Here is a 23340-nt window from a genome sequence, read left to right on the forward strand (position 1 = left end):
GTAATTGGTTACTTTTGGTGAGCATAGGTCAACCGCAACGAAAGGGAGACCCATGACCACCCCGCTCGCCGTCGTCACCACCTACTTCGAGGCCCTCGAGTCCGGTGACTTCGCCACCGTCGCCGCCCAGTTCGCCGACGACGTCGTGTGGCACCAGCCGGGCGACAACCGGTTCTCGGGCCTGCACCGCGGCAGCGACGCCGTCGGGGCCATGATCGGCGGCATGATGTCCGTGTCCGAGGGCACGTTCTCGTTGAAGCGCAACGCCCCGCTGATGGTGAACGGCGACACCGTGGCCGCCTCGGTGCACTGGACGGCCAAGCGGTCCGGCGCGGAGATGGACGGCGTCGGCGTCGACCTGATGCGCGTGGCCGGGGGCAAGGTCGTCGAGGTGTGGCTGTTCACGGCCGACCCGGCGGAGGAGGACACCTTCTGGGGTCAGAGGTGAATTCGGCGCGTCCCGCCACCCGAACGGGCTAGATCACGACAGACTGTGCGGTGTGGAACGGGATCGCAGGTGGGCGGACAAGGGTGAGGCCATCGGGCACGGCGTGAGCTGGCTCGCGCGGTGGAGTCTGCGGACGGCGCTGGCCGCGCTCGGCTTCTGGATGGTCTTCTGGCTGATCGGGACGCTCTGGGTGGTCGTCATGCCCGTGCTGCTCGGCCTGCTGATCACGACGGTGCTGTGGCCGCCGGCCAAGTGGATGATGTCGAAGGGGCTCAACTCGACGCTGGCGGCGACGATCGTGCTGGTCGTCGGGCTGGGCGTGCTGGGCGGGGTGATCGCGGCGATCTCGGCCTCGATCGCGTCCGGTGTGCCGGAGATCGCGCAGAGCGCGCAGAAGGCCGTCACGCAGCTGCAGGACTGGGCGTCCGGGCCGCCGTTCAACCTGAAGGGCAGTGACCTCGACCGCCTCATCTCGCAGGGCGTCGACCAGATCAAGGCCAGCATCGGGTCGATCGCCGGCGGGCTGCTGACCGGGGCGGGCGCGGTGACGTCCGGTGTCGTGACCGGGCTGGTGGCGCTGCTGCTGGCGTTCTTCTTCGTCAAGGACGGCTCGCGGTTCACGCCGTGGGTGCGCGGGCTGATCGGCGAGCGCGCCGGCGGCCACGTGACGACGGTGCTGGAGCGGGTCTGGGTGACGCTCGGCAGCTTCATCCGCAGCCAGGCGATCGTGTCGCTGATCGACGCGGTGTTCATCGGCGCGGGTCTGCTGATCCTCGGCGTGCCGCTGGCGATCCCGCTGGCCGCGCTCACGTTCCTCGGCGGCTTCATCCCGATCATCGGCGCGTTCATCGCGGGGGCGCTGGCCGTGCTGGTCGCCCTGGTGAGCAACGGCCTGACCACGGCCGTCATCATGCTGATCATCGTCATCGTGGTGCAGCAGGTCGAGGGCAACGTGCTCCAGCCGATCCTGCAGTCGCGCAGCCTGCGCCTGCACGCGGCGGTCGTGCTGCTCGTCGTCACCGCGGGCACGTCGCTGTACGGCATCGCGGGCGCGTTCTTCTCCGTCCCGGTTGCCGCCGCCGTGGCCGTTGTGATGCGCTACCTGGGCGAAGTCATCGAGGCGAGGTCCGTAATGGTTACGTCACAACCTGACGGGGATGAACCAGGCGAGACCGAACGTTCTCCTGAGTGAACCCGAGAAGAGGAGTGACACAGTGACGGAGAAGGCTGTTCTCGCGGGCGGCTGTTTCTGGGGCATGCAGGACCTGTTCCGCCGCCACCCCGGCGTCGTCTCCACGCGCGTCGGTTACACCGGCGACCCCAGCACGCCGAACGCCACGTACCGCCGCCACGGCAACCACGCCGAGGCCATCGAGATCACGTTCGACCCCTCGCTGCTGAGCTACCGGCAGATCCTGGAGTTCTTCTTCCAGATCCACGACCCGTCGACCCGCAACCGCCAGGGCAACGACATCGGCGCCGGCTACCGCTCGGCGATCTTCTACACCGACGACGCGCAGAAGCAGGTCGCGGAGGAGACGATCGCCGCGGTCGACGCCTCCGGCAAGTGGCCGGGCAAGGTCGTCACCGAGGTCACCCAGGAGTCGGACTTCTGGCTGGCCGAGCCGGAGCACCAGGACTACCTGGAGCGCTACCCGAACGGCTACACGTGCCACTACGTGCGGCCGGAGTGGCAGCTCGGCGAGCGTTGATCGAGATCGTCGCGCTGCACGTCTCACCCGTGCACGCTTTCGAGGGCCGTCCGACGGACGGCCCTCGTCCCGATCCCAGGCCTGTTTCGCGCTCTCGCGTGGACGTGCGGGCGGGGATGGGCATCGTCGGTGACCGGTACTTCAACCATCCGGCGCACCGGAACGCCGCGGTCACGTTCATCGCGGCCGAGTCGCTCGACCCGTGGCCGGTGGACCCGCTGGTGGCACGCCGCAACGTCGTCGTGCGCGGGTTCGACGTGGACTCGCTGCCGCGTGGCGCGGTGTTCAGCCTGGACAGCGGGGACGGGCCGGTGCGGTTCGAGGTCGGCCGGCCCGCACACCCCTGCGCCTGGATGGACCAGGTCATCGCTCCGGGCGCGTTCCGGGCGTTGCGCGGGAAGGGCGGGATCCGCTGCGTGCCGCTGGACGACGGGGTGCTGCGTGTCGGGACCGCCGAAGTCGCGTTCGGGTGACCGAGTTACGACGGGGAAACAGGTCGCACGGGCACGCTGTCGTCAAGGCACCAGTCGAGGACGCCGGGCCACGGGCCGTAGCCGTCCCCAGGTGTGATGTGTCCGGCGTCGGGCAGGAAGTCGACCGGGATGCCGAGTTCGTCCGCCCACGCGGACGGGTCGGCGGGCGTGTACGGGTCGGTCGTCGAGATGACCGCGCGCGGCTTGCCCGACGCGGCCGCGACTCGTTCGGGATCGATGTCCGACACCGCGAACTCCTCGTTGCGGTTCTCCGCGCAGAACGCCTGTGCGCCCAGGGGAGAGACCAGCAGAACCCGGTGCACGCGCAGGTCGTCCGGCAGGGTCTGTGCCGCGCGCAACCACAGGGCGGTGCCGAGCGAATGAGCCACCACGACCCGTTCCTGATCGCCGAGCTGTGCGAGTTCGCTGTGCAGCAGCGCGGTCCAGGTCTCCAGAGACGGCTGACCGGGTGCGGGGAACTGGGGGTAGAGCACCTGCTCGCCGCGACGGCGGAGCGACTCGGCCAGCCACCACATCCAGTGGTCCCGCGGGCGGTAGTTGTCCAGGCCGTGCAGGAGCAGGAAGCGTCGAGCGGGGGAGAAGTCGGTCATCCACGTCTCTTTCTGGGCGCGGTCCACTGAGGACTGATCAGTGCTGTTGCTGTGCGGCACGAGAATTCCGCTGGCGGCTCGCGTGTGCCCGCGTCTTCATCCTGTTGCCGCACACGGCCATCGAGCACCACTTGGCAGTGCCGGGGCGGCTGTGATCGACCAGGAAGAGGTTGCACTGCGTGTTGGCGCAGGCGCGAAGACGGCCGGGCATCGCCTCTTCCACCCGTGACCACGCCAGAGCGACGCGGGCTGCCAGGCGTCGGTCCGGCGGCGTGACGAGTTCCCAGTCGAGGCCGGCCGGTGTGGCCTCGGGGACGAGGGTCGTGCCGGCGAGCAGTGCGGTGAGGCGGCTCGTCGCGTCGGCCTGGCCGCGGACGAGGTCCTGCAGGGTGTCGCGCACCTGCCGGAGGTGGTCGAGGTCGGCCGGGGTGCCGTCGTACCGCGCGGCCAGTGCTTTCCCGGCCTCGCCCGCGAGTTGCTCGGTCCGCGTGCCGTCGACGACCGGCGCGCTGTTCAGCACGGCCAGCAGCAGATCCTCGTCCTGGGTCACGCCATCTCCGTCGTCGGGGTGGCCGTCACCGTACCTGCGCGCTAACCGCTAAACAAGGCCGTAGTGGTTGGCGGTCCTCAGGGGGTCGGGTCGCCGGGACGGACCAGGCCGTTGTGGTAAGCGATGACGACGAGCTGGGCCCGGTCGCGCGCTCCCAGCTTGGTCATCGCGCGGTTGACGTGGGTCTTCGCCGTCAGCGGGGACAGGACCAGGCGCTCGGCGATGTCCTCGTTGGACAGTCCGTGTGCGACGAGGACGACGATCTGGCGCTCGCGGTCGGTGAGAGTGTCGAGTGCTGCGAGCGGCACGGGTTCCGGCTGGTCGAGGACGTGCTGGACGAGGCCCCTGGTGGCTTTCGGGGACAACAGCGCGTCTCCGGCGGCGACGACGCGGACGGCGTGGATCAGCTCGTCCGGGCCGACGTTCTTGCCGAGGAAACCGCTGGCGCCCGCGCGGACCGCGTGCAGGACGTTCTTGTCGTTCTCGAAGGTCGTCAGCACGAGGACGCGCACACCGGCCAGGTCGTCGTCGGCGGCAATGCGGCGGGTGGCCTCGATGCCGTCGACCTCGGGCATGCGGATGTCCATGAGCACCACGTCGGCGCGGGTCGAGCGGGCGAGGTGCACGGCGTCCCGCCCGTTGGCCGCCTCGCCGACGATCTCGATGTCGGGTTCGGCGTCGAGGATCATCCGGTAGCCGGCGCGGATGAGGGCCTGGTCGTCCACGAGCAGTACCCGGATGGTCATGTGGTGGCCTTCGGCGCTGGGGCGGGGAGTTCGGCGTGGACGGAGAACCGCCCGTCCTGCGTGGAGGTGTCGAGGCTGCCACCCGCGGTGGCGGCGCGTTCGGTCATCCCGATGATGCCGTAGCCCGAGGTGACCGGCGCGCGGTCCGCGGCGATGGGGTTCACGACGTCGAGGGTGAGGGCGTCGGGGGTGTAGGCGACCGTGAGACGGGCCGTTCCGGTGCCGTACTTGTGGGCGTTGGTGAGTGCTTCCTGCAGGATTCGGTAGGCCGCGAGGTCCACGACGGCGGGAAGCTCCCTCGACTCGCCGATCTGCTTGCGTTCCACCGTGAGACCGGCGGCGGCGAGCGAGTCGACCACTTCGGTGAGCCTCGCGAGTCCGCGGCTGGGCTCCCTTTCCTGGTCGTCGTTCTCCCGCAGCACGCCGACGATGGAGGCCAGTTCGCTCAGCACGGTGCCGCACGCCTCCCGGATGTGAGTGAGAGCCCGGTGGGCCTGGTCCGGGTGCCGGGTGAGGACGTGACTGGCGGCCCCGGCCTGCACGTTGATGACCGCGATGTGGTGGGCGACCACGTCGTGCAGGTCCCGCGCGATGCGCAGCCGCTCCTGGACGACCCGGCGAGCGGCCTCCTCTTCACGAGTGCGTTCCGCGCTGCGCGCCCGTTCCTCGACCTCGGCGATGTAGGCGCGCCGGCTGCGGACGGCGTCTCCCGCGGCCGCGGTCATGCCGATCCAGGCGACCAGCCCGAGACTCGGGGGTGACCACGCGGTTCCGGTGTCGGCGAACGCGTCGACGAAGTAGAGGCCGACGGCGACCGGAGCGGCCAGCATCGCCCCGGAACGGCGGTCGGTGGTCGAGGTCGTGGTGTACGTGAGGATTCCCAGGGTCACGACCAGCACGGGCTGCATCCCGGTCGTCACGACCAGCACCGCGGCGGCGACGGCGGTGGCGACCAGGTTGAGGGCCGGCCGCCGGCGGCGGGTGGCCAGGGCGACGAACGCGATGGCCAGCGCCAGCGCGTCCGGGGTGGAGATGGTCCCGTCGGTCCGGCCGTGCATCCCGCTCAGCTGTCCGGCGGTGCCGCCCGCCACCACGAAACAGGCCAGTGCGACGTCGCGGAGCAGCGGGTGGCGAGCGACCCACCGCCTGGCCGACATCCGATCCATGCTGATCAACGTAGACGTCACGGCGATTCGAGGCATCTCCCGGCCGTGGTACCGCGTTCCGGTTGACGTACCACGAACGCAGTACGCGTGACTGTCCTATGTGTCCACGGCCGGAGGACGCGCGGAAGCCCTCGTCCGGCGCATCGTTGAGACATGATCGAACTGCGGCAACTCACCAAGACCTACGGCGATAAAGTCGCGGTGGACGGCATCGACGCCACCATCCGGCCCGGCGTCGTCACGGGCTTCCTCGGACCCAACGGTGCGGGCAAGTCCACGACCATGCGCATGATCGTCGGCCTGGACCGGCCGACGTCCGGCACGGCGCTGGTCAACGGACACCCGTACGCCGCCTCCCGCGCACCGATCGCCGAGGTCGGCGCACTGCTCGACGCCAAGGCGGTGGACGGCGGCCGCAGCGCCCGCAACCACCTCCTCGCGCTCGGTGCCACCGTCGGCATCGGCGCTCGCCGGGTCGACGAGGTGCTCGCCCAGGTCGGGCTGACCGAGGTGGCGCACAAGTCGGCCAGGTCGTTCTCGCTCGGGATGGGCCAGCGCCTCGGCATCGCCGCCGCGCTGCTCGCCGACCCGTCCGTGCTGCTCCTCGACGAACCGGTCAACGGCCTGGACCTCGACGGCATCCAGTGGATCCGGGAACTGCTCACCGAACTGGCCGACGAGGGCCGCACGGTGCTGCTCTCCTCGCACCTGATGAGCGAGATGCAACTGGTCGCCGACCACCTGCTGGTCATCGGCCAGGGGCGCATCCTGGCCGACTCCTCGATCGCGGACTTCATCGAGGAGTCGCCCGGAAGCAACGCGGTCGTCGTGGTCTCCCCGGACGCGACCGCGCTGGCGACCCTGCTCACCGGTAACGGCATCACGCTGACGACCAGGGAGCCCGGCCGGTTCGAGATCCGCGGCATGACCTCCGCCGCGATCGGCGACATCGCCATGGAGCACCGGCTCCGCATCCACGAACTGACCCCCGTCACCGCCTCGCTCGAGTCCGCCTACCTCGAACTCACCCGCGACAGCGTCGAGTACACCGCCGCCGTCCCCACGCACGAGAAGGCTGCCTGATGACCACCACGCTCTCCTCGCCCCGGCACGCCAGGGCGACCACGACGCAGACCCGTCCGCAGACCCTGGGCCGGGCGATCCGCGCCGAGTGGATCAAGATCCGCAGCCTGCGCGGCACCTGGATCGGCATGGCCGCCGTCGCCGTCGTCATGATCGGGTTCGGCGCGATCGCCTCGGCCGTGTCCAGTGGCTCCATCGCCGGGCCCGGCGACGGTCCCGGCCCCGGCGGCGGCCCGTTCGCTGGTGGTGGAGCGCTCTCGACCGTCCTCACCGGTTCCACGTTCGCGGTGCTCCTGATCGGCGTCCTCGGCAGCCTCGCCGGTGCCCGCGAGTACAGCTCCCGCATGATCACCGCCACCGTCGCCGCCGTGCCCCGTCGCTGGCAGGTGGTCGTCGCCAAGACCGTCGCGCTGTCCGCCGTGGTGGTTCCCACCGCGCTCGTCGCAGTCCTGGGCTCCTACGCCGCGGGTATGGCGATCCTCTCCGCGAACGACGCCCCCACCGTCTCGCTGACGGACGACGGTGTCCTGACCTCGTTGCTCGGCATGGTCGGCTACATCACCGCGATCGCCCTGATCGGCCTCGGCCTGGGCGTCCTGCTGCGCAGCGTCGCCGGGAGCATCGGCGTCGTCGTCGGCGGCATCATGATCCTGCCGAACATCGCCGGCGCCCTGCTGCCGGACAGCTGGGACACGATCCTGCGGTTCCTGCCCAGTTCCGCCGCGTCCGCGTTCACCGCGGTCGCCGCCGCGGGGGACAGCAAACTCGGCTCAGCCGCCGGTGTCGCGGTTCTCGTCGCCTGGGTCGTGGCCGCTCTCGTCGCCGCCGCGTTCGCCATGCGCAGCCGGGACGTGTGAGGCCGCGCTACCGGGCGTGGATCGGGGCCGGGTCCGCGGGGAGCTGCCAGCTGCCGCCACGATCCTCTGTGGACAGACGTGCGACGAGATCCGGGATGCGCAGGGAACAGGCCAGCGCGGCGACGGTGTGAATCATGCTGATCGCCCGTTGGGTTTTGGGCAGTGCCAAGCGCAGCAGACGCGGGTTGACCGCGCCCTGGATCTCGTCGACGAACGGCCGGAGCACCGTGTCGTAGTTCGCCAGCGCGGTCGGCAGGTCGTCCGGGTTCCGGATGATCTCGCCGGCCAGGACGTGGGCACCGACGAGGCCGCCGGAGATCCCCATGCCGCTGTAGGGGGACGCGCAGTGCGCGGCGTCGCCGGCCAGGACCACGCGGCCCCGCGACCAGGTGTTCGTGCGGACCTGGACAATCTCCTGGGAGTAGAAGAACGGGCTCGTCCCCATGCCCTCGATGAACCGCTCGGTCTGCCAACCGGCGTCACGGAATCTGTTGGCCCAGAACGCTTGCTGACGCTCGACGGGCTCCCGGTGGATCGCTGAAGCTTCCTCGGACTCCTCTCGCAGCACGAAGTACGCCTGAGTCTCAGACGGGTTGTGGCTGCGCCGCATGATCTGCCGGCCGCCGGGCGCCAGGTAGGTGTCGCGGATGTTGCTGTCGGACGCGATGCGGGGCACGAACCAGTAGGCCATGTGGATCCCCAGCCGCAGGTAGGGATCCTCGCCGTCCGGCAGCAGCGCCTGCCGGATGCGCGAGCCCTGTCCGTCGGCGCCGACCAGGAGGTCGTACTCGCCGGAGGAGCCGTCGGAGAAGTGCGCGACGACCTTGCGTTCGTCCTGCTCGAAGCCGTCCACGCTCGTGCCGAAGACGTGCTCGGCGTCGTCTTTCGTCGCGTCGTGCAGGATCCGCACGAGGTCCCCGCGCATGATCTCGTACTCGGACGTGAGGGTCTGCCGGCCGCGGCCGGAGGTGTTGGCCATGATCGTCCCCTTCGTCCTGCCCCTGGCGTCGACGAAGGCGACCCCGGGCTCGTCCACGAGCTCGGCGCGGACGGCGTCGAGAAGTCCCATGCGCCGCACTGCCTCGATGCCCTGGCCCCGGAGGTCGACCTGGGCCCCGGCCGCCCGCAGCGCGGGGAAGCGTTCGACGACGGTCACCTGGTGACCGCCTCGCGTGAGCCAGAAGGCCAGCGCCTGCCCCGCCACTCCACCACCGGCGACGAGGACCCGCAATCTCGTTGACATGATCGTTCCTCCAAAATCTATCGGTGATAGGTTCCTTTCCAGCGTCAACTATCAGCGATAGATTGTCAACGTGACCAAGATGAACCGCGAGGTCGTCATCGCCGAGGCGCTCGCCCTGCTGGACGAGGCGGGGCTGGACGGCGTCAGCACGCGGCGCCTGGCGACGAGGCTGAACGTCGAGCAGCCCTCGCTCTACTGGCACTTCCGCACCAAGAAGGACCTGTTCGCCGCCATGGCACAGGCGGCGATGGAGCCCCACGCGACCGCGCCGCTGCCGATGCCGGGCGACGACTGGCGCGAATGGTTCGCCGACAACACGCGCAGCTTCAGGCGCACGTTGCTGATGCACCGGGACGGCGCACGGCTGCACGCCGGCAGCACGCCGGTCAACGACCTCGACCGGATCCGCCACAAGATGGACTTCCTCGTCGCCTCCGGCGTGCCCGAGCACGACGCGGGCATGGCGATGCTGGCCACGAGCCGCTTCACGGTCGGCAGCGTGCTAGAGGAACAGGCGGACGCCGGTGGGGATCTGCCCCCCGACCTACCGGTGATCGATCACGAGTCCGCGTTCGAGGCGGGCCTCGCCCTCATCCTGAACGGTCTCGTGCACGCCGTCGGCACGCAGGTCACCTGAGCCTGGTCATCCAGTCGCGCACCGCCGAAGCAACGGTTGCGGCGTGGTCGGTGAGAACGGTGTCGTGGTCACCAGGAACGCCCGCGACGTCGTGGGGCAGTGGCCACCGCGGTCGCCAGTCCCGGTCGGGGTCGACGGCCAGCATCTCCGGCGTGGGGCCGGCCTGGAGCAGCAACGTGGGAACGGGCGAGGGCTGCGGCCGCCAGTCCTCGAAGATCCGGACGTACCCGCCACCCGCGAGGACCGCGGCGTCGCTGACGAGGTTCTCGTAGTCCTCCAGGGGAAGCCGGGCCTCGCCGGTGACCAGTGCGAGCGCGCGGTCGTCGTTCCTGACCAGCACACCCGCGTCGGTTTCGACGAGCACGACGCCGGTGGCGCCTAGTCGCGCCCCGACCGCGTGGGCGACCAGACCGCCCGCGCAGTGTCCGATGAGGACGACAGGCCTGCCGTCGACGAGCGGCCGGATCGAGTCCACATGCGACTGGACGAGCGCCTCGACGTCGGCGGGGATCGCCGGGTCGTCGCCGAAACCGGGGTGGGACAACAGGAACAGGTCGTGCTCACCCTCGAACTGCCGGGCCAGCTGCCGAGGCGCTGGATCACCTGGCGTGAGGTAGCTGGGCACGTACACGAGAACCGCGTCCGGGCCGGAAGCGAGCCGCACCGGGGGAATCGGAACCGGTGAGCTGCTGGAGGGCAGCGCGTACGAGGCCAGGAACCGCATCGACATGGCCTCCGCGGGCCCTTTCTCGCTGAGCACGCGGTGGTAGAGACCGGCGAACCGCTGCCAGCGCGGGGGAGCAGGCGCGGTAGCGGCGAGAAGTGCTTCGACGTGCGCGGTGAGCCGGGGGAGCGTCGGGTGCTCGAAGACGATCGTCGCGCCGAGCTTGAGACCGGTCACCTCGTTGATGCGGTTCCTCAGCTGCAGAGCGGTGAGCGAGTCGAACCCGAGCTCGCCGAACTCCTTGTCGTCCGGGACCGCTGCCGGGTCCGGGTAGCCGAGCACGGCGGCCAGCTCCGCCCGGATGCCGCTGCCGACGTCGCTCCAGGTCGCGGTCACGGGTGCGGGCGGCTCGCGCAGGAACGGCACGAGGAGAGGAGCCTGAGTGCGCAACGCCCGGTCCAGAGCGGCGATTCCGACCTCGGCGCTCATCGCGGCCGTGCTGTCCGCGGCCAGATCCGCGCCCATTCCGGCCTGCCACAGGCCCCAAGCCAGTGACTGACCGGGCAGGCCCTTGGCGACGCGATGGCGTGCGAGCGCGTCGAGGACCGCGTTCGCGGCCGAGTAGTTCGACTGCCCCGGCCTGCCCAGAATCCCGGTGCAGGAGGAATACAGCACGAACGCCGAGAGGTCGAGGTGCGCGGTCGCCTCGTGCAGGTTCCACCCGCCGTCGACCTTGGGAGCCAGCACCGCGTCCATGCGTTCGGGGGTCATCGCGTCGACCAGTCCGTCGTCGAGCACCCCGGCGAGGTGGAACACCCCTCGCAGCGGGGGATCGCACGACTTGACCAGCAGGTCGACCGCAGCCCGGTCGCTGACGTCGCACGATACGGCGGTGACCGCACAGGGAAGCTCTTTCGCCCACGCTGGTTCGACACCGTGTCGGCTCGCCAGCACGAGGTGCTGGACGTCAGGCGCGAGATACCGGGCCAGCGACTCGGCGAGGGCGCTCGTGCCGCCCGTGATCAGCACGGATCCGTCGAAAACCGGCCGCTCGCCGTCCGGGTGCCCGGCCGGCACCAGTTCCGGTGCCAGCAGGACGTCGTGCTGTACGGCGATCCGCGGCTGGTCGGCCAGCTTCAGGACGGAGTTCCCGCGCAGGTCGACCACGGCGAGGCCGGGTTGTTCCGCCTGGGCGCTGCTCACCAGTCCCCACACCGCGGCCGCGGCGAGGTCCGGGTCGTCACCCGTGGCGTCGTGCGTGACCACGACCAGGCGCTCTTGTCGTGGTGCCGCAAGCCATTCCCGGATTCGCAGGAGGGTGGCCGAGGTGAGTTTCCTGACGCGCGACGGCATGTCGCCCGAGGCTTCGACGGTCGCGGTGTCGAAGATCTGGTGCGCGCCGACGGTCTGCTCTGGCACCGGGACCCAGCCGACCTCGTGCAGCACCCGGCCGGCCAGCGCGTCCGACGTGATCCGCAGCGGTCGCGTCACCATCGACTCGATGCGCGCCACCGGCAGCCCTGCCTGGTCGGTGATCAGGACGTGCACCTCGTCCTCGGACCGGCGGGTCAGGTGAGCCCGTGCGGTCTCCACGCCGCTCCGGAAGAGCTCGACTCCGTTGAACGCGAAGGGAACCTTGAGCGTGCCGCTCGGTGGTTCCGCCAGCAGGGACGCGTGCAGGGCCGCGTCGAGCAGGCACGGGTGGAGCCCGAAAGCGCCGTCGGCATCGCGCAGCCGCAGGTCGGCGAACAGGTCGTCGCCACGCCGCCACAACGCCGTCACGCCCTGGAACGCGGGCCCGTAGTGGTGACCGAGCGCGGCGAGCCCCCGGTAGTCGACCGGCACCGGTTCGGCTCCGGCCGGTGGCCACGACTCGGACACCACCTCGGGGACGGTGTCCGGTGCGGTGGAGGCGGTGACGTGCCGGGTCCAGACATCTGTGCCACTAGAACGCCCCCAGATCGTGATCGCTGCCTGCTCGACGACCACCTGGACCTGCGCCTCGCCCTTGAGCACCAACGGTTCGTGGACCACGAGCTCCTGGAGGTGATGACCGGTCGCCTGCCACGCCATCTCGATGAACGCCGTCGCGGGCACCACGACGTCGTCTCCGACGCGGTGGTCCTCCAGCCACGGCAGGCGTGCGGCCGAGAGAACGGTGGTGTGCCGCACCTCCTGGCGGTCGGCGGTGGGCACGGCGTCGCCGAGCAACGGGCGGTTGGCCGCACTGCTCCTGGTCTTCAGCCAGAGGCGCTCGCGTTGGAACGGGTACACCGGGAGGTCGCACCGGCGGGCGCCCGTACCCGAGTACGCGGACTTCCAGTCGACGGTGACGCCGTGGACGTGCAGGGTCGCGAGGCCGTCGAGCACGCCGCGCGACATCGGCACGAACACCGCGTCCCCGGACTCCTGCCCCAGCGCCGTGAGGGTGGCAGCCGGGCCCACCTCGACGAACACCGCGGCGTCGAGGTTGCCGAGGGCGTCCGCGAAGAGGACCGTCTCCCTGGCCTGGCGGACCCAGTGGTCGGGCCGGGTGAGGGCCTCGGACTCCTGCTGCCCGGTCAGCGTCGAGAAGAACGGGATGCGCGGACGGTGGTAGGTGACGGAGTCGGCCACCGCGCGGAACTCGTCCAGCCCGTCGTCGAGCAGTGCGGAGTGGAACCCATACCGGCCAGGCAGGCGGGTGTGGTGGCCACCGAGGGCGGCGACGGCCTCGGTCACGGCTTTTTCCTGGCCTGACAACACGATCGAGTCCGGTCCGTTGACGGCGGCGACGGAGACGCCGAACTCGGCGGCGACCCGCCGCGCCCGGTCCGGCGAGGTGCGGACCGCGATCATGGCGCCTTCGGGTGCCGCGGCCATGATCCGGCCGCGCGCCTGGACCAGACGGGCCGCGTCGGGCAGGGAGAGCACACCTGCGACGTGTGCGGCCGCGAGTTCGCCGATCGAATGGCCGACGACCTGGCCGGGACTGACGCCGTGAGCGGCGAGCAACGCGGACAGCGCCACCTCGTAGGCGAACAGCGCGGGCTGGGTGTACTCGGTGCGGTCGACCAGCGGACCGGTGATGGCCTCGCGCAACGGGACTTCGAGCGTGAACTCGTAGCACACGGACTGAAAGGTCTCGCGGAAGATCGGGAACGCCTCGGCCAGTTCGTCGCCCATGCCCGGCCGCTGGGAACCCTGTCCGGTGAACAGGAACGCGAGCCGCGGATCGCGCGACGCCGTTGCTCGCCGAACCGCCGGGTTCGCGGTACCGCTGGCCAGATCTCGCAGTGCGCCAACCATGTCGCCGCCGCCGAGCACCGCTGCTCGCCGGCCGAGATGGGCCCTGGACGTGGCGAGCGAGAAGGCGACGTCCAGTGTGGACTCGTCGGTCAGCGCGTCGGCGAGCGCCGCGGCGTGGGCGCGCAGACCCTCGTCGTCGTCACCGCTGATCAGCCACGGTGCCGCGATCGGGGCACGAGGTGCGGTGCCGGTGGGTTCCAGCGCCGGTGGCTCCTCCACGATGACGTGCGCGTTGGTTCCGCTGATGCCGAAGGACGAGATGCCCGCCCGCCTCGGACGTCCGCCGGGCCAGGGCGCGGACTCCGCGAGCAGGCGGATCCCGGTCCAGCCGACGTGCGGGGACGGTTCCTCCGCGTACAGGGACCTGGGCAGCGTCGCGTGCCGCATCGCCCACACCACCTTGATCAGCGCCGCCACCCCCGAGGCGGCCTGGGTGTGGCCGATGTTCGACTTCACCGACCCGAGCCACAACGGCTGCTGCCGCGCGACCCCGTAGGTGGCTTGCAGAGCGGACGCCTCGATCGGGTCACCGAGCGCCGTGCCGGTGCCGTGCCCTTCCACGACGTCCACATCGGACGCTCGGACGCCCGCGTCCGCCAGTGCCCGCCGGATCACGTCCTGCTGCGCCGGTCCGCTCGGGGCGGTGAGACCGTTCGACGCGCCGTCGGAGTTCACCGCGGAGCCGCGCAGGACCGCGAGCACCGGGTGGCCGTGGCGCCGCGCGTCGGAAAGCCGTTCCAGCAGCACCAGTCCAGCGCCTTCCGACCACCCGGTGCCGTCGGCGGCTGCGGAGAACGACCGGCAGCGGCCATCCGGTGAGAGGGCGTGCTGCTGGCTGAACGCCACGAACGGAAGCGGTGTCGACATCACGGTCACGCCGCCGGCCAGCGCCAGCGAGCATTCGCCGCTGCGCAGGGCCTTCGCGGCGAGGTGCATCGAGACGAGAGAGGAGGAGCAGGCCGTGTCGATCGTCAGCGACGGTCCGCGAAGGCCGAGCACGTACGAGATCCGGCCGGACGCGACGCTGCCCGTCGAGCCGAGGGCCAGCTGCGACTCGATGCCCAGCGGGTCGACGCGGGTCGCGTGGTCGTTGAGCATCAGGCCGACGAACACCCCGGTGTCGCTGCCGTGCAACGAGGTCGGAGCGATCCCGGCGCGTTCGACGGTCTCCCACGCGACCTCCAGCAGCAGGCGCTGCTGCGGGTCCATCGTGATCGCCTCGCGCGGGGAGATGCCGAAGAAGGCCGCGTCGAAGTCGGCCGCGTCGTGCAGGAAACCACCGCGGCGCACGTAGGTCTTCCCCGCCCGGTCCGGAATCGGGTCGTACAGCGCGTCGGTGTCCCAGTCCCGGTTCACCGGGAAGGCGGAGGTGGCGTCGACGCCGTCCGCCACCAGTCGCCACAGGTCGTCCGGTGAGGTGACCCCGCCGGGGAACCGGCAGCCCACGGCGACGATGGCGATGGGCTCGTTCTCGTTCCCGAGCGGGTCCGCCGGGGCGGAGACCTCACCGGTCAGCCGGAGGTCCAGATAGCGCGCGAGGGCCGACGGCGTCGGGTGGTCCCACGCCAGGGTGGCGGGCAGGTCCAGGCCGGTCAGCGTGCTCAGCCGGTGTCGCAGCGTGGTGACGTCCAGGGAGGTCATCCCGCTGTCGGCGAAGGCGGTGGTGGAGCTGACCTGGTTGCCGCGCATGGTCGACGCCTCGGCGAGGACCAGTTCTTCCAGGGCTGCAAGGCGTTCACGCGAGGACAGACCGGCGAAGCGGTCCGCGAGGTCGGCGGGCGGTAGTTCGCGAAGGTTTTCCCGGAGCACGTTCCGGCGCGCCTTGCCGGAGGCGGTGCGCGGAACGGACGGGGTGAAGCGCACTTCCACGGGAATTTTGTGCGGGGACAACGATTCCGCACAGGCGCGCAGGAGCGAGGCCTCGTCAACGGTGTCGTCGAGACGGACGACGAACGCCACCGGGACCTCGCCCAGCACGGCGTCCGGCCGGGCGACCACGGCGGCGTCGCGCACGCCGGGACGGCCGAGCAGCACGGTCTCGACCTCGACGGGATCGACGTTCTGGCCGCCGCGGATGATCAGGTCGCCGACCCGGCCGGTGAGGTGGAGACAGCCGTTCTCGTCGATCCGGCCGAGGTCGCCGGTGCGGTACCACCCGTCCAGCAGGGCCTTCGCCGTCGCCTCTGGTCTGTCGCGATAACCGGAGAACAGTCCCGGGCTGCTGACCCAGACCTCACCCTCGGCCGCGTCCTGGCCGGTCCGGTGGTCGACGATCCGCAGGGACACGCCGGCGACCGGCGGGCCGTTGGTGCCGTCACCCAGGTCGATGGTGATCGCGCCGCACGTCTCGGTGCTGCCGTAGAGGTCCCGCAGTGGTGCACCAAGCGCCGCCTGCACGTCCGCTCGCAGCTTGGCGTCACTCGGTGCCCCGGCGGTGATGCACAGGCGTAGCGCCGGGGCGGTCGCCGTCGCGGTCTCCAGCAGCATCCGGTACGTCGTCGGAACGCCGGCGAGCACCGTCGGTTCGAACTCGCCGATCAGCCTCTTCAGCTCCGCGGGGCCGCAGATGCGGGCGTGCGCTCCCGCCACCAGCACGCCGAGCAGGCAGAGCGAGTGCGCGAAACTGTGCGGCAGGGGCAGCGGCCACAGCAGTCTGTCCTGTTCGGACAGTCCGAACAGCGGCCCGTAGCTGGTCGCAGGCACCCACAACCCCGCGCGCTGCGTCACCATCGCGGCCTTGGGCGCCCCGGTGGTTCCGGACGTGTAGAGCAGCCAGGCGAGTTCGTCCAGCCCGAGGTCGTCCCGGGGCACGCCGTCCGCCAGGAGGTCCTCGAGCATCGCCACTCGCGGCAGCGCCCCGGACAGCTTGGCGAGCAGGCGCTCGTTGGTGATCAGGAGGTCAGGCCGGCAGTCGTCGAGCAGCCGCGTCAGCTCAGGACCGGTCGCGCTGGAGCTCAGCAACACGCCGACGGCCGACGCCCTAGCGGTGGCGAGCACCGCCTCCACCAGTTCCACTCCGTCGTCGAGCAGCACCGCCACCCGCGCGCCGCGCTCCACTCCGAAACCCGCCGCGAGCCTGGCCGTGCGGTCGTCCAGTTCGGACCAGGTCACCGTCCTGCGTCCATCGCTGTACGCGTTCCGGCCTCCCCGCAGCCGGGCGTTCTCCGCGAGCATCAACGGAATCGGACGAACAGTCGCCATCAGCGCGGTCCCCCTACAGCGGTGGCATGACACCTCCTTCGTACACCGCCGCGCAGGTCGGCGTCGCTGGAAACACCGGCGCACCTCCTCGCTCGCTCGCCGGCCGGAATCACCAGGGCAGGGTCTGGTTCTGGTGGTCCACGAAGTGCAGCCCCTTCTCTCCGGTGCGGGCCTCCAGGGTGTCGACGACGCCGGGGATGCTCTCCTCGATCTCCAGCAGGGCGCCGGGGCCACCGAGGTCCGTGCGCACCCAGCCCGGGTTGATCAGGAGCAGGGTCCGGGAGCTCTCGGCGTTGCGTGCCGCGTAGCTGCGCATGAGCTGGTTGAGAGCGGACTTGCTGGCGCGGTAGACCTCGTGGCCGCCGTTGGTGTTCATCGTGATGCTGCCCTGCCTGGAGGACATGACGGCGATCGTCCCGGTCTCCGCGACCAGCGGGCCCAGCGTCTCGATCACGCGCAGGGGGCTCAGCGCGTTGGTGACCATGACCTGGGTGAAGGACTCGGTGGCGACCTCGCCGACCGGGACGTTCGCGTGGGCGATGCCCGCGTTGACGAACAGGAGATCCAGCTCGTGCCCGGCCAGGCGGTCGCGCAGCGCGGAGATCTGGTACTGGTCGGTCATGTCCAGTGACTCGATGGTCAACCGGCCACCGGAGGTCTCGGCCAGGTCGTGCAGGCCGGTGTGCCGGTGGCCACGCACGGTTCCGATGACGTTCCAGCCGCGCCGCAGCAGTTCGGTGGCCAGCGCGAGCCCCAGGGTGCGGGAGGCGCCGATGACGAGGGCGGTGCCCGGCAAGTTTCGATGCATCATGTACAGAAACTCTAGTGATTACGAAACACCGCGTCCAGTTATTAGGTCTGTCCGTGACATCTCGCCGGATTCCTCCGCGAGGACGGGAGAAACCCGGCGAGATGTCCCACCGCGATCAGAACGCGGCGATACCGGCGTAAACCGTGCTGGTGCATGACCGCCGGCTCAGCTCACCGCGACCGGGTGCAACCAGCAGGCCACCGAGCGGTTGTCCCTGCTCTGCCCGAGCACGGGCGTCTGCTCGGCGCAGACGTCCATGGCGCGGGCGCAGCGCGGGTGGAACGCACATCCGCTCGGCATCGTCCGCAGGTCGGGCGGTGAGCCGGCGATGCCCGAAAGCTCCCGTCGCGGTCCCTTCAACGCCGGGAACGACTGCAGCAGCCCGTCGCTGTAGGGGTGCAGGGGAGTCCGGTACAGGTCCGCCGACACGGCCTCCTCGACGACCTGTCCCGCGTACATGATCGCGATCCGGTCCGAGAACTCGGCCAGCAGCGAGAGGTCGTGCGTGATGAACACGACCGAGAACCCGAGCCGTTCCCGCAGTTCGACGAGGGTGCGCAGGATCTGCCGCTGCACCACCACGTCCAGCGCGGTGGTCGGCTCGTCCATGATCACCACGCGCGGTTCGAGCGCCAGTGCCATCGCGATCATCACGCGCTGCCGCATCCCGCCGGACAGCTCGTGCGGATAGCTGTTCAGGCGGTCCGCGGCGATGCCGACCAGCCCGAGCAGTTCCCGCGCCCGGTCCTGCCGGGACCGCGGGGACCAGCGGGGCGCGTGCGCCTTGAGCACGTCCAGCAGCTGGGCCGAGATCCGCTGCACGGGGTTCAGCGAGTTGATCGCGCCCTGGAAGACGATGGCGATCTCCGCCCACCGCAGCCGCCGCAGGTCCGCGTCGCGGATGCGCAGCAGGTCGACGGTGGTGCCGTCGTCGAGGTGGTAGATCACCTCGCCGCCCGCCACCACACCGGGCGGTGGCAGCAGTCTGGTCATGCCGTAGGCCAAAGTGGACTTGCCGCTGCCGGATTCCCCTGCCAGGCCGAGCACTTCGCCGCGGTGCAGGGTCAAGTCCACCTCGCGGACGGCGCGGACCGCGTCCTCGCCGACGCCGTAGTCGACGTTCAGCCCGCGCACCTCGAGAATGCGTTCCTTCATGTCGTCTCCTTGGCGAGCACCGGGGTGAAGCCGACGCGCATGCGCACGCCGCGCAGGGAGTGGGTGCGCAGGCGCGGGTTGACGTACTCGTCGATGCCGAAGTTGACCAGCGACAACGCGGTGCCGAGCAACGCGATCGCGAGACCGGCCGGTACGAACCACCACCACGCGCCCTGGGCGAGCGCCTGCTGCGACTGGGCCCAGTACAGGACGGTGCCCCAGTTCCAGCCGCCCGCGTCGGACACGCCGATGAACGCCAGCGTGATCTCGGAGATCACCGCGAACAGCACGGTGCCGACGAACCCGGACGCGATGACGGCGGTCAGGTTCGGCAGGATCTCGAACAGGATGATCCGCCACGTCGACTCGCCGTTCGCCCGCGCCGCCTCCACGTAGTCCCTCCGGCGCAACGACAACGTCTGCGCGCGCAGCACCCGCGCGTTCCAGGCCCACGACGTCAGCCCGATCACCAGCGCGATCGTGAGGTTGCTGGTCTCGGGCAGCGACGAGGTGATGATGACGATCAACGGCAGCGCCGGGATCACCAGGAACACGTTCGACAGCGCGGAAAGGCCCTCTCCCGCCGAGCCGCTGAGGTATCCGGCGGTGACGCCGACCAGCACCGACAGCACGGTCGCGACGAGACCGGAGACCGCGCCCACGAACACGACGCTGCGCGTGCCGGCGAGCACCTGGCTGAAGATGTCCTGGCCCAGGTGCGTCGTGCCGAACCAGTGCTCCGACGACGGTGGCTGCAACAACGCGTTGCTGCGCATCGACGGTTCGAACGGCACCAGCCACGGGCCGACGACAGCCAGCACGGCGAACACGCCGAGCGCGATCAGACCCGTGAGAGCCTTGGGGTTGTTGCGCATCAGCCCTCCCTGCGGGTGCGCGGGTCCAGTGCGAGATAGGCGACGTCCGCGAGGAGGTTCGCCAGCAGCACCGACAGCGTGATGATGAGGAAGATGCCCTGCAGCAGCGGGTAGTCCTTGGCGCCGACCGCCTGGAACAGCTGCAGACCGAGACCGGGGTAGGAGAAGACGATCTCGACCAGCAGGGTGCCGCCGACGATGAACCCGAGTGCCAGCGCGAAGCCGGACACGTTGGGCAGCAACGCGTTGCGGGCGGCGTAGGCGAGCATCACCCGGCGTTCGGACAGTCCCTTGGCGTGCGCGACGGTGACGTAGTCGTCCGACGACACCGTCACCATCATGTTGCGCATGCTCAGGATCCAGCCGCTGACCGAGGACACCAGGATCGTCAGGCCGGGCAGCAGGCCGTGCTGGACGGTGCTGCCGATGAACTGCCAGTCCCAGTTCGGCACCAGCCCGATCTCGTAGGCGCCCGACGCCGGGAAGAAGCTCCCCGGACCGGTGAGCAGGGTGATCGCGACCAGCCCGAGCCAGAAGTAGGGGATCGACGAGACGAACGTCGTGACCGGGATCAGCGAGTCCGCCCACGTTCCGCGCCGCCAGCCCACGACGGCGCCCGCCGCGGTGCCCAGCAGGAACCCGATCACCGTCGTGATGCCGACCAGCCCGACGGTCCACGGCAACCCGTCCCCGATCACGTCCGCGACCGGACTGGGGAAGAACGTGAAGGACATCCCCAGGTCGCCCCGCAGGAGCTGACCGAGGTAGGAGAAGTACTGGCTCGCCAGGCTCTCGTTCTTGTCCAGTCCGAAGAGGACGTACAGCGACCGGACGGCCTCGCTCGTCATCTGCCCGCGCTGCTTGGTGATCAGCGCCTGCACCGGGTCGCCGGGGATCATCCGCGGCACGAAGAAGTTGATCGTGACGGCCGCCCAGACGGTGAGCAGGTAGAAGCCGATCCGCTTGAGGAGGTAGCTCACGACTCCTCCCGGTACAGCCAGCACGCCGCGAAGTGCCCGTCACCGAGCTCGAAGCGCGGAGGAACGTCTTTGCGGCAGACGTCCATCGCGAACGGGCAGCGCGGGTGGAACCGACAGCCCGGCGGGGGTTCGATCAGCGACGGCGGTTCGCCGGATCCGCCGTCCTTCTCCTGCACCGCCGGGCGGTCGGGGTCGGGTGCCGATTCGATCAGCAGCTGCGTGTACGGGTGCGCCGGCCGTTGCGTGACGGTCTCGCTTTCGCCGCCCTCGACGACCTGGCCCGCGTACATCACGACCGTCTCGTCCGCGAAGTAGCGCGCGGACGCGATGTCGTGCGTGATGTACAGGATCGACAGGTGCAGGCGCTCCTTCAGGTCGCGCAACAGGTTGAGCACGCCGAGCCGGATCGAGACGTCCAACATGGACACCGGCTCGTCGGCCAGCAGCACGTCCGGGCTCGCGGCCAGGGCCCGTGCGATCGCCACGCGCTGCCGTTGCCCGCCGGACAGCTCGTGCGGGTACCGGTCGAGGTACCGCTCCGCCGGCGTCAGGTGCACTCGGGTCAGCAGCTCCGCGAGCGACGTCTCCAGGTCGTCGCCGCGGTTGCCGTGGATGGTGAGCGACCGGGTCAGGTGGTAGCGGATGGTGTGCACGGGGTTGAGCGACGCGAACGGGTCCTGGAAGATCATCTGGACCTGGCGGCAGTACGCGCGGAACCTCCGCCCATGTCGCCAACCTCGTTGCACGGCAACGTTCGTGCCGTGCAGCCGGATCTCGCCGGACGTCAGCGGGTAGAGCTGGGCGAGCAGCCGCGCGACCGTCGACTTGCCCGACCCGGACTCGCCGACGAGCGCGGTGACCCTGCCCCTGCGCAGTTGCAGTGACACGCCCTCGACCGCGCGCACGGCCTTCTTCGTGCGCGCGAACGGCTTGCTGATCGGGAAGTGCTTGGTGAGGCCCGCGGCTTCCAGGACGATCTCTGTCGAGACCGCCCCGGAGACCGCCGGCGCTACCTCGGCCGTCACGAGGCAGGCCTCAGCTTCATGACGATGTCGAGTGCGTTTTCGAGCGTGGGCTGCACGGGGGCGTACTGGTCCTGCTCGCTCGGCCAGCCCACCCAGTTCTTCGTGCTGTACTGCCCGCCGCCGTTGGCCGCGGAGGTGATGATGACCGGCATGTCCTGGACGAAGATCTTCTGCAGCTCCTGCAACGCCGCGTTGCGCACCGACTCGTCGGCGGCGTTCGCGAAGTCGTCTAACGCCTTCGTGGCGGCGGGGTTCTCGTAACGGCCGTAGTTGCCGTTGACGCCGGGCGTGCCGATCGGCTTGTACAACGCACCGTCCATGATGGACTGATAGATGTCGTAGAGCGTCAGGCCGTTGTTGGTCCAGTGCAGCGCGGCACCGAAGTCGCCGGTGTCCAGCGCCTTGGTCCAGGCGTCGGCGTTCTGCAGGTTGACCGTCGCGGCGATGCCGATCTTGGAGAAGTTGTCCTTGATGATCTCCAGGTCGGTGACGTAGTCCGACCAGCCGGACGGCACCGTGAGCGTGATCGTGACGGGAGCGCCGTCCTTGCCCTTCAACGTGGTCCCGTCGAAGGTGTAGCCGGCCTCGGTCAGCGCCTTCTTCGCGCCCTCGACGTCGACGGTGACCTTCTTGTCCTTGAACTGCGGCGCGATGAACGACTCACCGGCCGGCGTCGGGATGCCGGTGATGTTGTCGACCTTCGGGTAGAAGTAGCCCGCCTCGCCCTGGGTGAAGATGTCGTCGCGGTTCACGACCATGTTCGCCGCGCGGCGCAGGGCGGGGTCGTCCCACGGCTTCGCCTTGGTGTTGAACCACAGTCCGTGCACGCCGAGCACCGGCGGGAACCACAGCTTGTGGTTCTGCTGGTCCTTGCTGGTGTACGCGGCCTGGTAGTTGGGGATGAAGACGAAGCTCCACTCCGCCGCACCGGTGGCCAGCGCGTTGGTCTGCGCGTTGTTGTCGCTGTAGGAGGTGTAGCGCAGCTCCTTGACCTTCGGGAGCTCCTGCCAGTACTTGTCCCGGATCGCCAGCGTCACCGTCTGCGGGGTGAACGACTTCAGCGTGTACGGGCCGCTGCCGATCGGCTCCTTCAACGTCTCGGTCGACGGGTTCGAGAAGGTCGACCACTGGTGCTTGGGCACCACGAACTGCTCGAGGATCTTCTTCTGGTTGACGAACTGCGACTTCGGGAAGCCGACGGTGACCTCGCTGCCGGAGAACGAGATGTCCTGGTACGGAACGCCTTCGATGTTCAGCCCGGGGTTCTTCTTGAGCAGTTCGAAGGTGAACGCCACGTCCTCGGCCGTGAGCGGCTTGCCGTCGGACCACGTCACGCCGTCGCGAATCGTGAGCGACAGCTTGTGGAAGTTCTCCGACCACGTGAACTTCGTTGCCAGCCAAGGCTTCGGCTGGTCGGTCACCTTGACCTCGTTGACCATGGCCAACGGTTCGAACAGCAGTCGCCGGTAGCCCAGCGACGAGGACGCGGACGAGTTGAGGAACGGGTTGTTGTTCTCCGTTTGCGGTCCGTTCGGCATACCCACGTTCAGCACGCCGGCGGAGTTGCCGGTGCTTCCTGGGTTCGTGGCCGAACAGGCGCCGGTGAACGCCAGGGCGGTCGCGGCGACGGCAGCGCAAACACGCCTGATTCTCATGGGGGAACTCCTTGTTCTCCAACGAAAGCGAGAAGAATCAAGTGAGCGCTAGAGAAGGTGACCGCGCGTGCCATCGCGGGTGAGGCCGGTGAGGACCTCTGGTCGCCGTAGAGTAGACGCCTGTCATCGAGCGCAAGTCAATAACGAAGAGGTCACGACC

Annotated in this window: 19 protein-coding genes; 7 read left to right on the top strand and 12 right to left on the bottom strand. The window is 69.8% G+C overall.

Translation table 11 applies throughout. The annotated features are described in order from the left end of the window. Positions 1-52: 52 nt before the first annotated feature. Genes ACH413_RS00770 through ACH413_RS00785 form a run of 4 tightly spaced genes read left to right on the top strand, consistent with a single transcriptional unit; the run spans position 53 to position 2633 of the window. On the top strand, positions 53-448 hold the full coding sequence (locus tag ACH413_RS00770) for a nuclear transport factor 2 family protein (RefSeq protein WP_360029501.1): 396 nt from the start codon (positions 53-55) through the stop codon (positions 446-448). 52 nt (positions 449-500) lie between these two features. After that, complete coding sequence (locus tag ACH413_RS00775; RefSeq protein ID WP_360029502.1) at positions 501-1640, top strand: AI-2E family transporter; 1140 nt, start codon at positions 501-503, stop codon at positions 1638-1640. Positions 1641-1662: 22 nt separating this feature from the next. Then, positions 1663-2160, top strand: a complete 498-nt coding sequence (gene msrA, locus ACH413_RS00780) for a peptide-methionine (S)-S-oxide reductase MsrA (protein ID WP_360029503.1) — start codon at positions 1663-1665, stop codon at positions 2158-2160. Beyond that, positions 2139-2633: an MOSC domain-containing protein gene (locus tag ACH413_RS00785; protein WP_360029504.1), complete on the top strand. Its 495-nt coding sequence runs from the start codon at positions 2139-2141 to the stop codon at positions 2631-2633. The genes msrA and ACH413_RS00785 overlap by 22 nt, the downstream gene beginning before the upstream one ends. A 5-nt stretch (positions 2634-2638) precedes the next feature. Here ACH413_RS00785 and ACH413_RS00790 read toward each other — a convergent pair whose 3' ends face one another. The 4 genes from ACH413_RS00790 to ACH413_RS00805 all read right to left on the bottom strand — a co-directional run bounded on the left by ACH413_RS00790 (position 2639) and on the right by ACH413_RS00805 (position 5706). Beyond that, positions 2639-3244, bottom strand: a complete 606-nt coding sequence (locus ACH413_RS00790) for an alpha/beta hydrolase (protein WP_360029505.1) — start codon at positions 3242-3244, stop codon at positions 2639-2641. A 37-nt stretch (positions 3245-3281) separates the two neighbouring features. Beyond that, positions 3282-3794 carry a CGNR zinc finger domain-containing protein gene (locus tag ACH413_RS00795; protein ID WP_360029507.1) on the bottom strand — a complete coding sequence of 171 codons (513 nt, stop codon included), beginning with the start codon at positions 3792-3794 and terminating at the stop codon, positions 3282-3284. A 77-nt stretch (positions 3795-3871) separates the two neighbouring features. Further along, positions 3872-4540, bottom strand: a complete 669-nt coding sequence (locus tag ACH413_RS00800; protein WP_360029508.1) for a response regulator transcription factor — start codon at positions 4538-4540, stop codon at positions 3872-3874. Then, positions 4537-5706 carry a histidine kinase gene (locus ACH413_RS00805; protein WP_360029509.1) on the bottom strand — a complete coding sequence of 390 codons (1170 nt, stop codon included), beginning with the start codon at positions 5704-5706 and terminating at the stop codon, positions 4537-4539. The genes ACH413_RS00800 and ACH413_RS00805 overlap by 4 nt, the downstream gene beginning before the upstream one ends. Positions 5707-5859: 153 nt before the next feature. Here ACH413_RS00805 and ACH413_RS00810 point away from each other — a divergent pair, with 153 nt between their 5' ends. Further along, a complete protein-coding gene (locus ACH413_RS00810) occupies positions 5860-6789 on the top strand; it encodes an ATP-binding cassette domain-containing protein (RefSeq protein ID WP_360029510.1) in 930 nt (309 codons plus the stop codon). Then, a complete protein-coding gene (locus ACH413_RS00815; RefSeq protein ID WP_360029511.1) occupies positions 6789-7646 on the top strand; it encodes an ABC transporter permease in 858 nt (285 codons plus the stop codon). The genes ACH413_RS00810 and ACH413_RS00815 overlap by 1 nt, the downstream gene beginning before the upstream one ends. A 7-nt stretch (positions 7647-7653) precedes the next feature. Here the strand turns inward: ACH413_RS00815 and ACH413_RS00820 are convergent, their stop codons facing one another. Continuing rightward, positions 7654-8889: an FAD-dependent monooxygenase gene (locus tag ACH413_RS00820; protein WP_360029512.1), complete on the bottom strand. Its 1236-nt coding sequence runs from the start codon at positions 8887-8889 to the stop codon at positions 7654-7656. Positions 8890-8968: 79 nt separating this feature from the next. On the opposite strand from ACH413_RS00820, the gene ACH413_RS00825 reads away from it, so the two are divergent. Beyond that, the gene (locus ACH413_RS00825; protein WP_360030356.1) at positions 8969-9526 is read left to right on the top strand and encodes a TetR/AcrR family transcriptional regulator C-terminal domain-containing protein; all 558 of its coding nucleotides are present in this window, start codon (positions 8969-8971) and stop codon (positions 9524-9526) included. Here the strand turns inward: ACH413_RS00825 and ACH413_RS00830 are convergent. The 7 genes from ACH413_RS00830 to ACH413_RS00860 form a co-directional block, all read right to left on the bottom strand. Then, on the bottom strand, positions 9519-16679 hold the full coding sequence (locus ACH413_RS00830) for a type I polyketide synthase (protein WP_360029513.1): 7161 nt from the start codon (positions 16677-16679) through the stop codon (positions 9519-9521). The genes ACH413_RS00825 and ACH413_RS00830 overlap by 8 nt on opposite strands. A gap of 109 nt (positions 16680-16788) precedes the next feature. Continuing rightward, the gene (locus tag ACH413_RS00835) at positions 16789-17490 is read right to left on the bottom strand and encodes an SDR family NAD(P)-dependent oxidoreductase (protein WP_360029514.1); all 702 of its coding nucleotides are present in this window, start codon (positions 17488-17490) and stop codon (positions 16789-16791) included. A 165-nt stretch (positions 17491-17655) separates the two neighbouring features. Then, complete coding sequence (locus ACH413_RS00840; RefSeq protein ID WP_360029515.1) at positions 17656-18645, bottom strand: ABC transporter ATP-binding protein; 990 nt, start codon at positions 18643-18645, stop codon at positions 17656-17658. Continuing rightward, on the bottom strand, positions 18642-19520 hold the full coding sequence (locus ACH413_RS00845) for an ABC transporter permease (protein ID WP_360029516.1): 879 nt from the start codon (positions 19518-19520) through the stop codon (positions 18642-18644). Before ACH413_RS00845 ends, ACH413_RS00840 begins: the two co-directional genes overlap by 4 nt. Beyond that, the gene (locus ACH413_RS00850) at positions 19520-20500 is read right to left on the bottom strand and encodes an ABC transporter permease (RefSeq protein ID WP_360029517.1); all 981 of its coding nucleotides are present in this window, start codon (positions 20498-20500) and stop codon (positions 19520-19522) included. Before ACH413_RS00850 ends, ACH413_RS00845 begins: the two co-directional genes overlap by 1 nt. After that, positions 20497-21525: an ABC transporter ATP-binding protein gene (locus ACH413_RS00855; protein ID WP_360029519.1), complete on the bottom strand. Its 1029-nt coding sequence runs from the start codon at positions 21523-21525 to the stop codon at positions 20497-20499. Before ACH413_RS00855 ends, ACH413_RS00850 begins: the two co-directional genes overlap by 4 nt. Next, positions 21522-23180, bottom strand: coding sequence for an ABC transporter substrate-binding protein (locus ACH413_RS00860; RefSeq protein WP_360029520.1), 1659 nt, complete (start codon positions 23178-23180; stop codon positions 21522-21524). Before ACH413_RS00860 ends, ACH413_RS00855 begins: the two co-directional genes overlap by 4 nt. Positions 23181-23340: the final 160 nt, after the last annotated feature.

The sequence above is a fragment of the Lentzea sp. NPDC020367 genome, assembly GCF_044387305.1.
Classification (GTDB): Bacteria; Actinomycetota; Actinomycetes; order Mycobacteriales; family Pseudonocardiaceae; genus Lentzea.

What these genes read in the sequence shown, in the direction of transcription:
- ACH413_RS00770 (WP_360029501.1), top strand. Translation starts at nt 53, where the DNA reads ATGACCACCCCGCTCGCCGTCGTCACCACCTACTTCGAGGCCCTCGAG.
- ACH413_RS00790 (WP_360029505.1), bottom strand. Translation starts at nt 3,244, where the DNA reads ATGACCGACTTCTCCCCCGCTCGACGCTTCCTGCTCCTGCACGGCCTG.
- ACH413_RS00800 (WP_360029508.1), bottom strand. Translation starts at nt 4,540, where the DNA reads ATGACCATCCGGGTACTGCTCGTGGACGACCAGGCCCTCATCCGCGCC.
- ACH413_RS00805 (WP_360029509.1), bottom strand. Translation starts at nt 5,706, where the DNA reads ATGGATCGGATGTCGGCCAGGCGGTGGGTCGCTCGCCACCCGCTGCTC.
- ACH413_RS00810 (WP_360029510.1), top strand. Translation starts at nt 5,860, where the DNA reads ATGATCGAACTGCGGCAACTCACCAAGACCTACGGCGATAAAGTCGCG.
- ACH413_RS00815 (WP_360029511.1), top strand. Translation starts at nt 6,789, where the DNA reads ATGACCACCACGCTCTCCTCGCCCCGGCACGCCAGGGCGACCACGACG.
- ACH413_RS00820 (WP_360029512.1), bottom strand. Translation starts at nt 8,889, where the DNA reads ATGTCAACGAGATTGCGGGTCCTCGTCGCCGGTGGTGGAGTGGCGGGG.
- ACH413_RS00825 (WP_360030356.1), top strand. Translation starts at nt 8,969, where the DNA reads ATGAACCGCGAGGTCGTCATCGCCGAGGCGCTCGCCCTGCTGGACGAG.
- ACH413_RS00830 (WP_360029513.1), bottom strand. Translation starts at nt 16,679, where the DNA reads ATGGCGACTGTTCGTCCGATTCCGTTGATGCTCGCGGAGAACGCCCGG.
- ACH413_RS00835 (WP_360029514.1), bottom strand. Translation starts at nt 17,490, where the DNA reads ATGATGCATCGAAACTTGCCGGGCACCGCCCTCGTCATCGGCGCCTCC.
- ACH413_RS00840 (WP_360029515.1), bottom strand. Translation starts at nt 18,645, where the DNA reads ATGAAGGAACGCATTCTCGAGGTGCGCGGGCTGAACGTCGACTACGGC.
- ACH413_RS00845 (WP_360029516.1), bottom strand. Translation starts at nt 19,520, where the DNA reads ATGCGCAACAACCCCAAGGCTCTCACGGGTCTGATCGCGCTCGGCGTG.
- ACH413_RS00860 (WP_360029520.1), bottom strand. Translation starts at nt 23,180, where the DNA reads ATGAGAATCAGGCGTGTTTGCGCTGCCGTCGCCGCGACCGCCCTGGCG.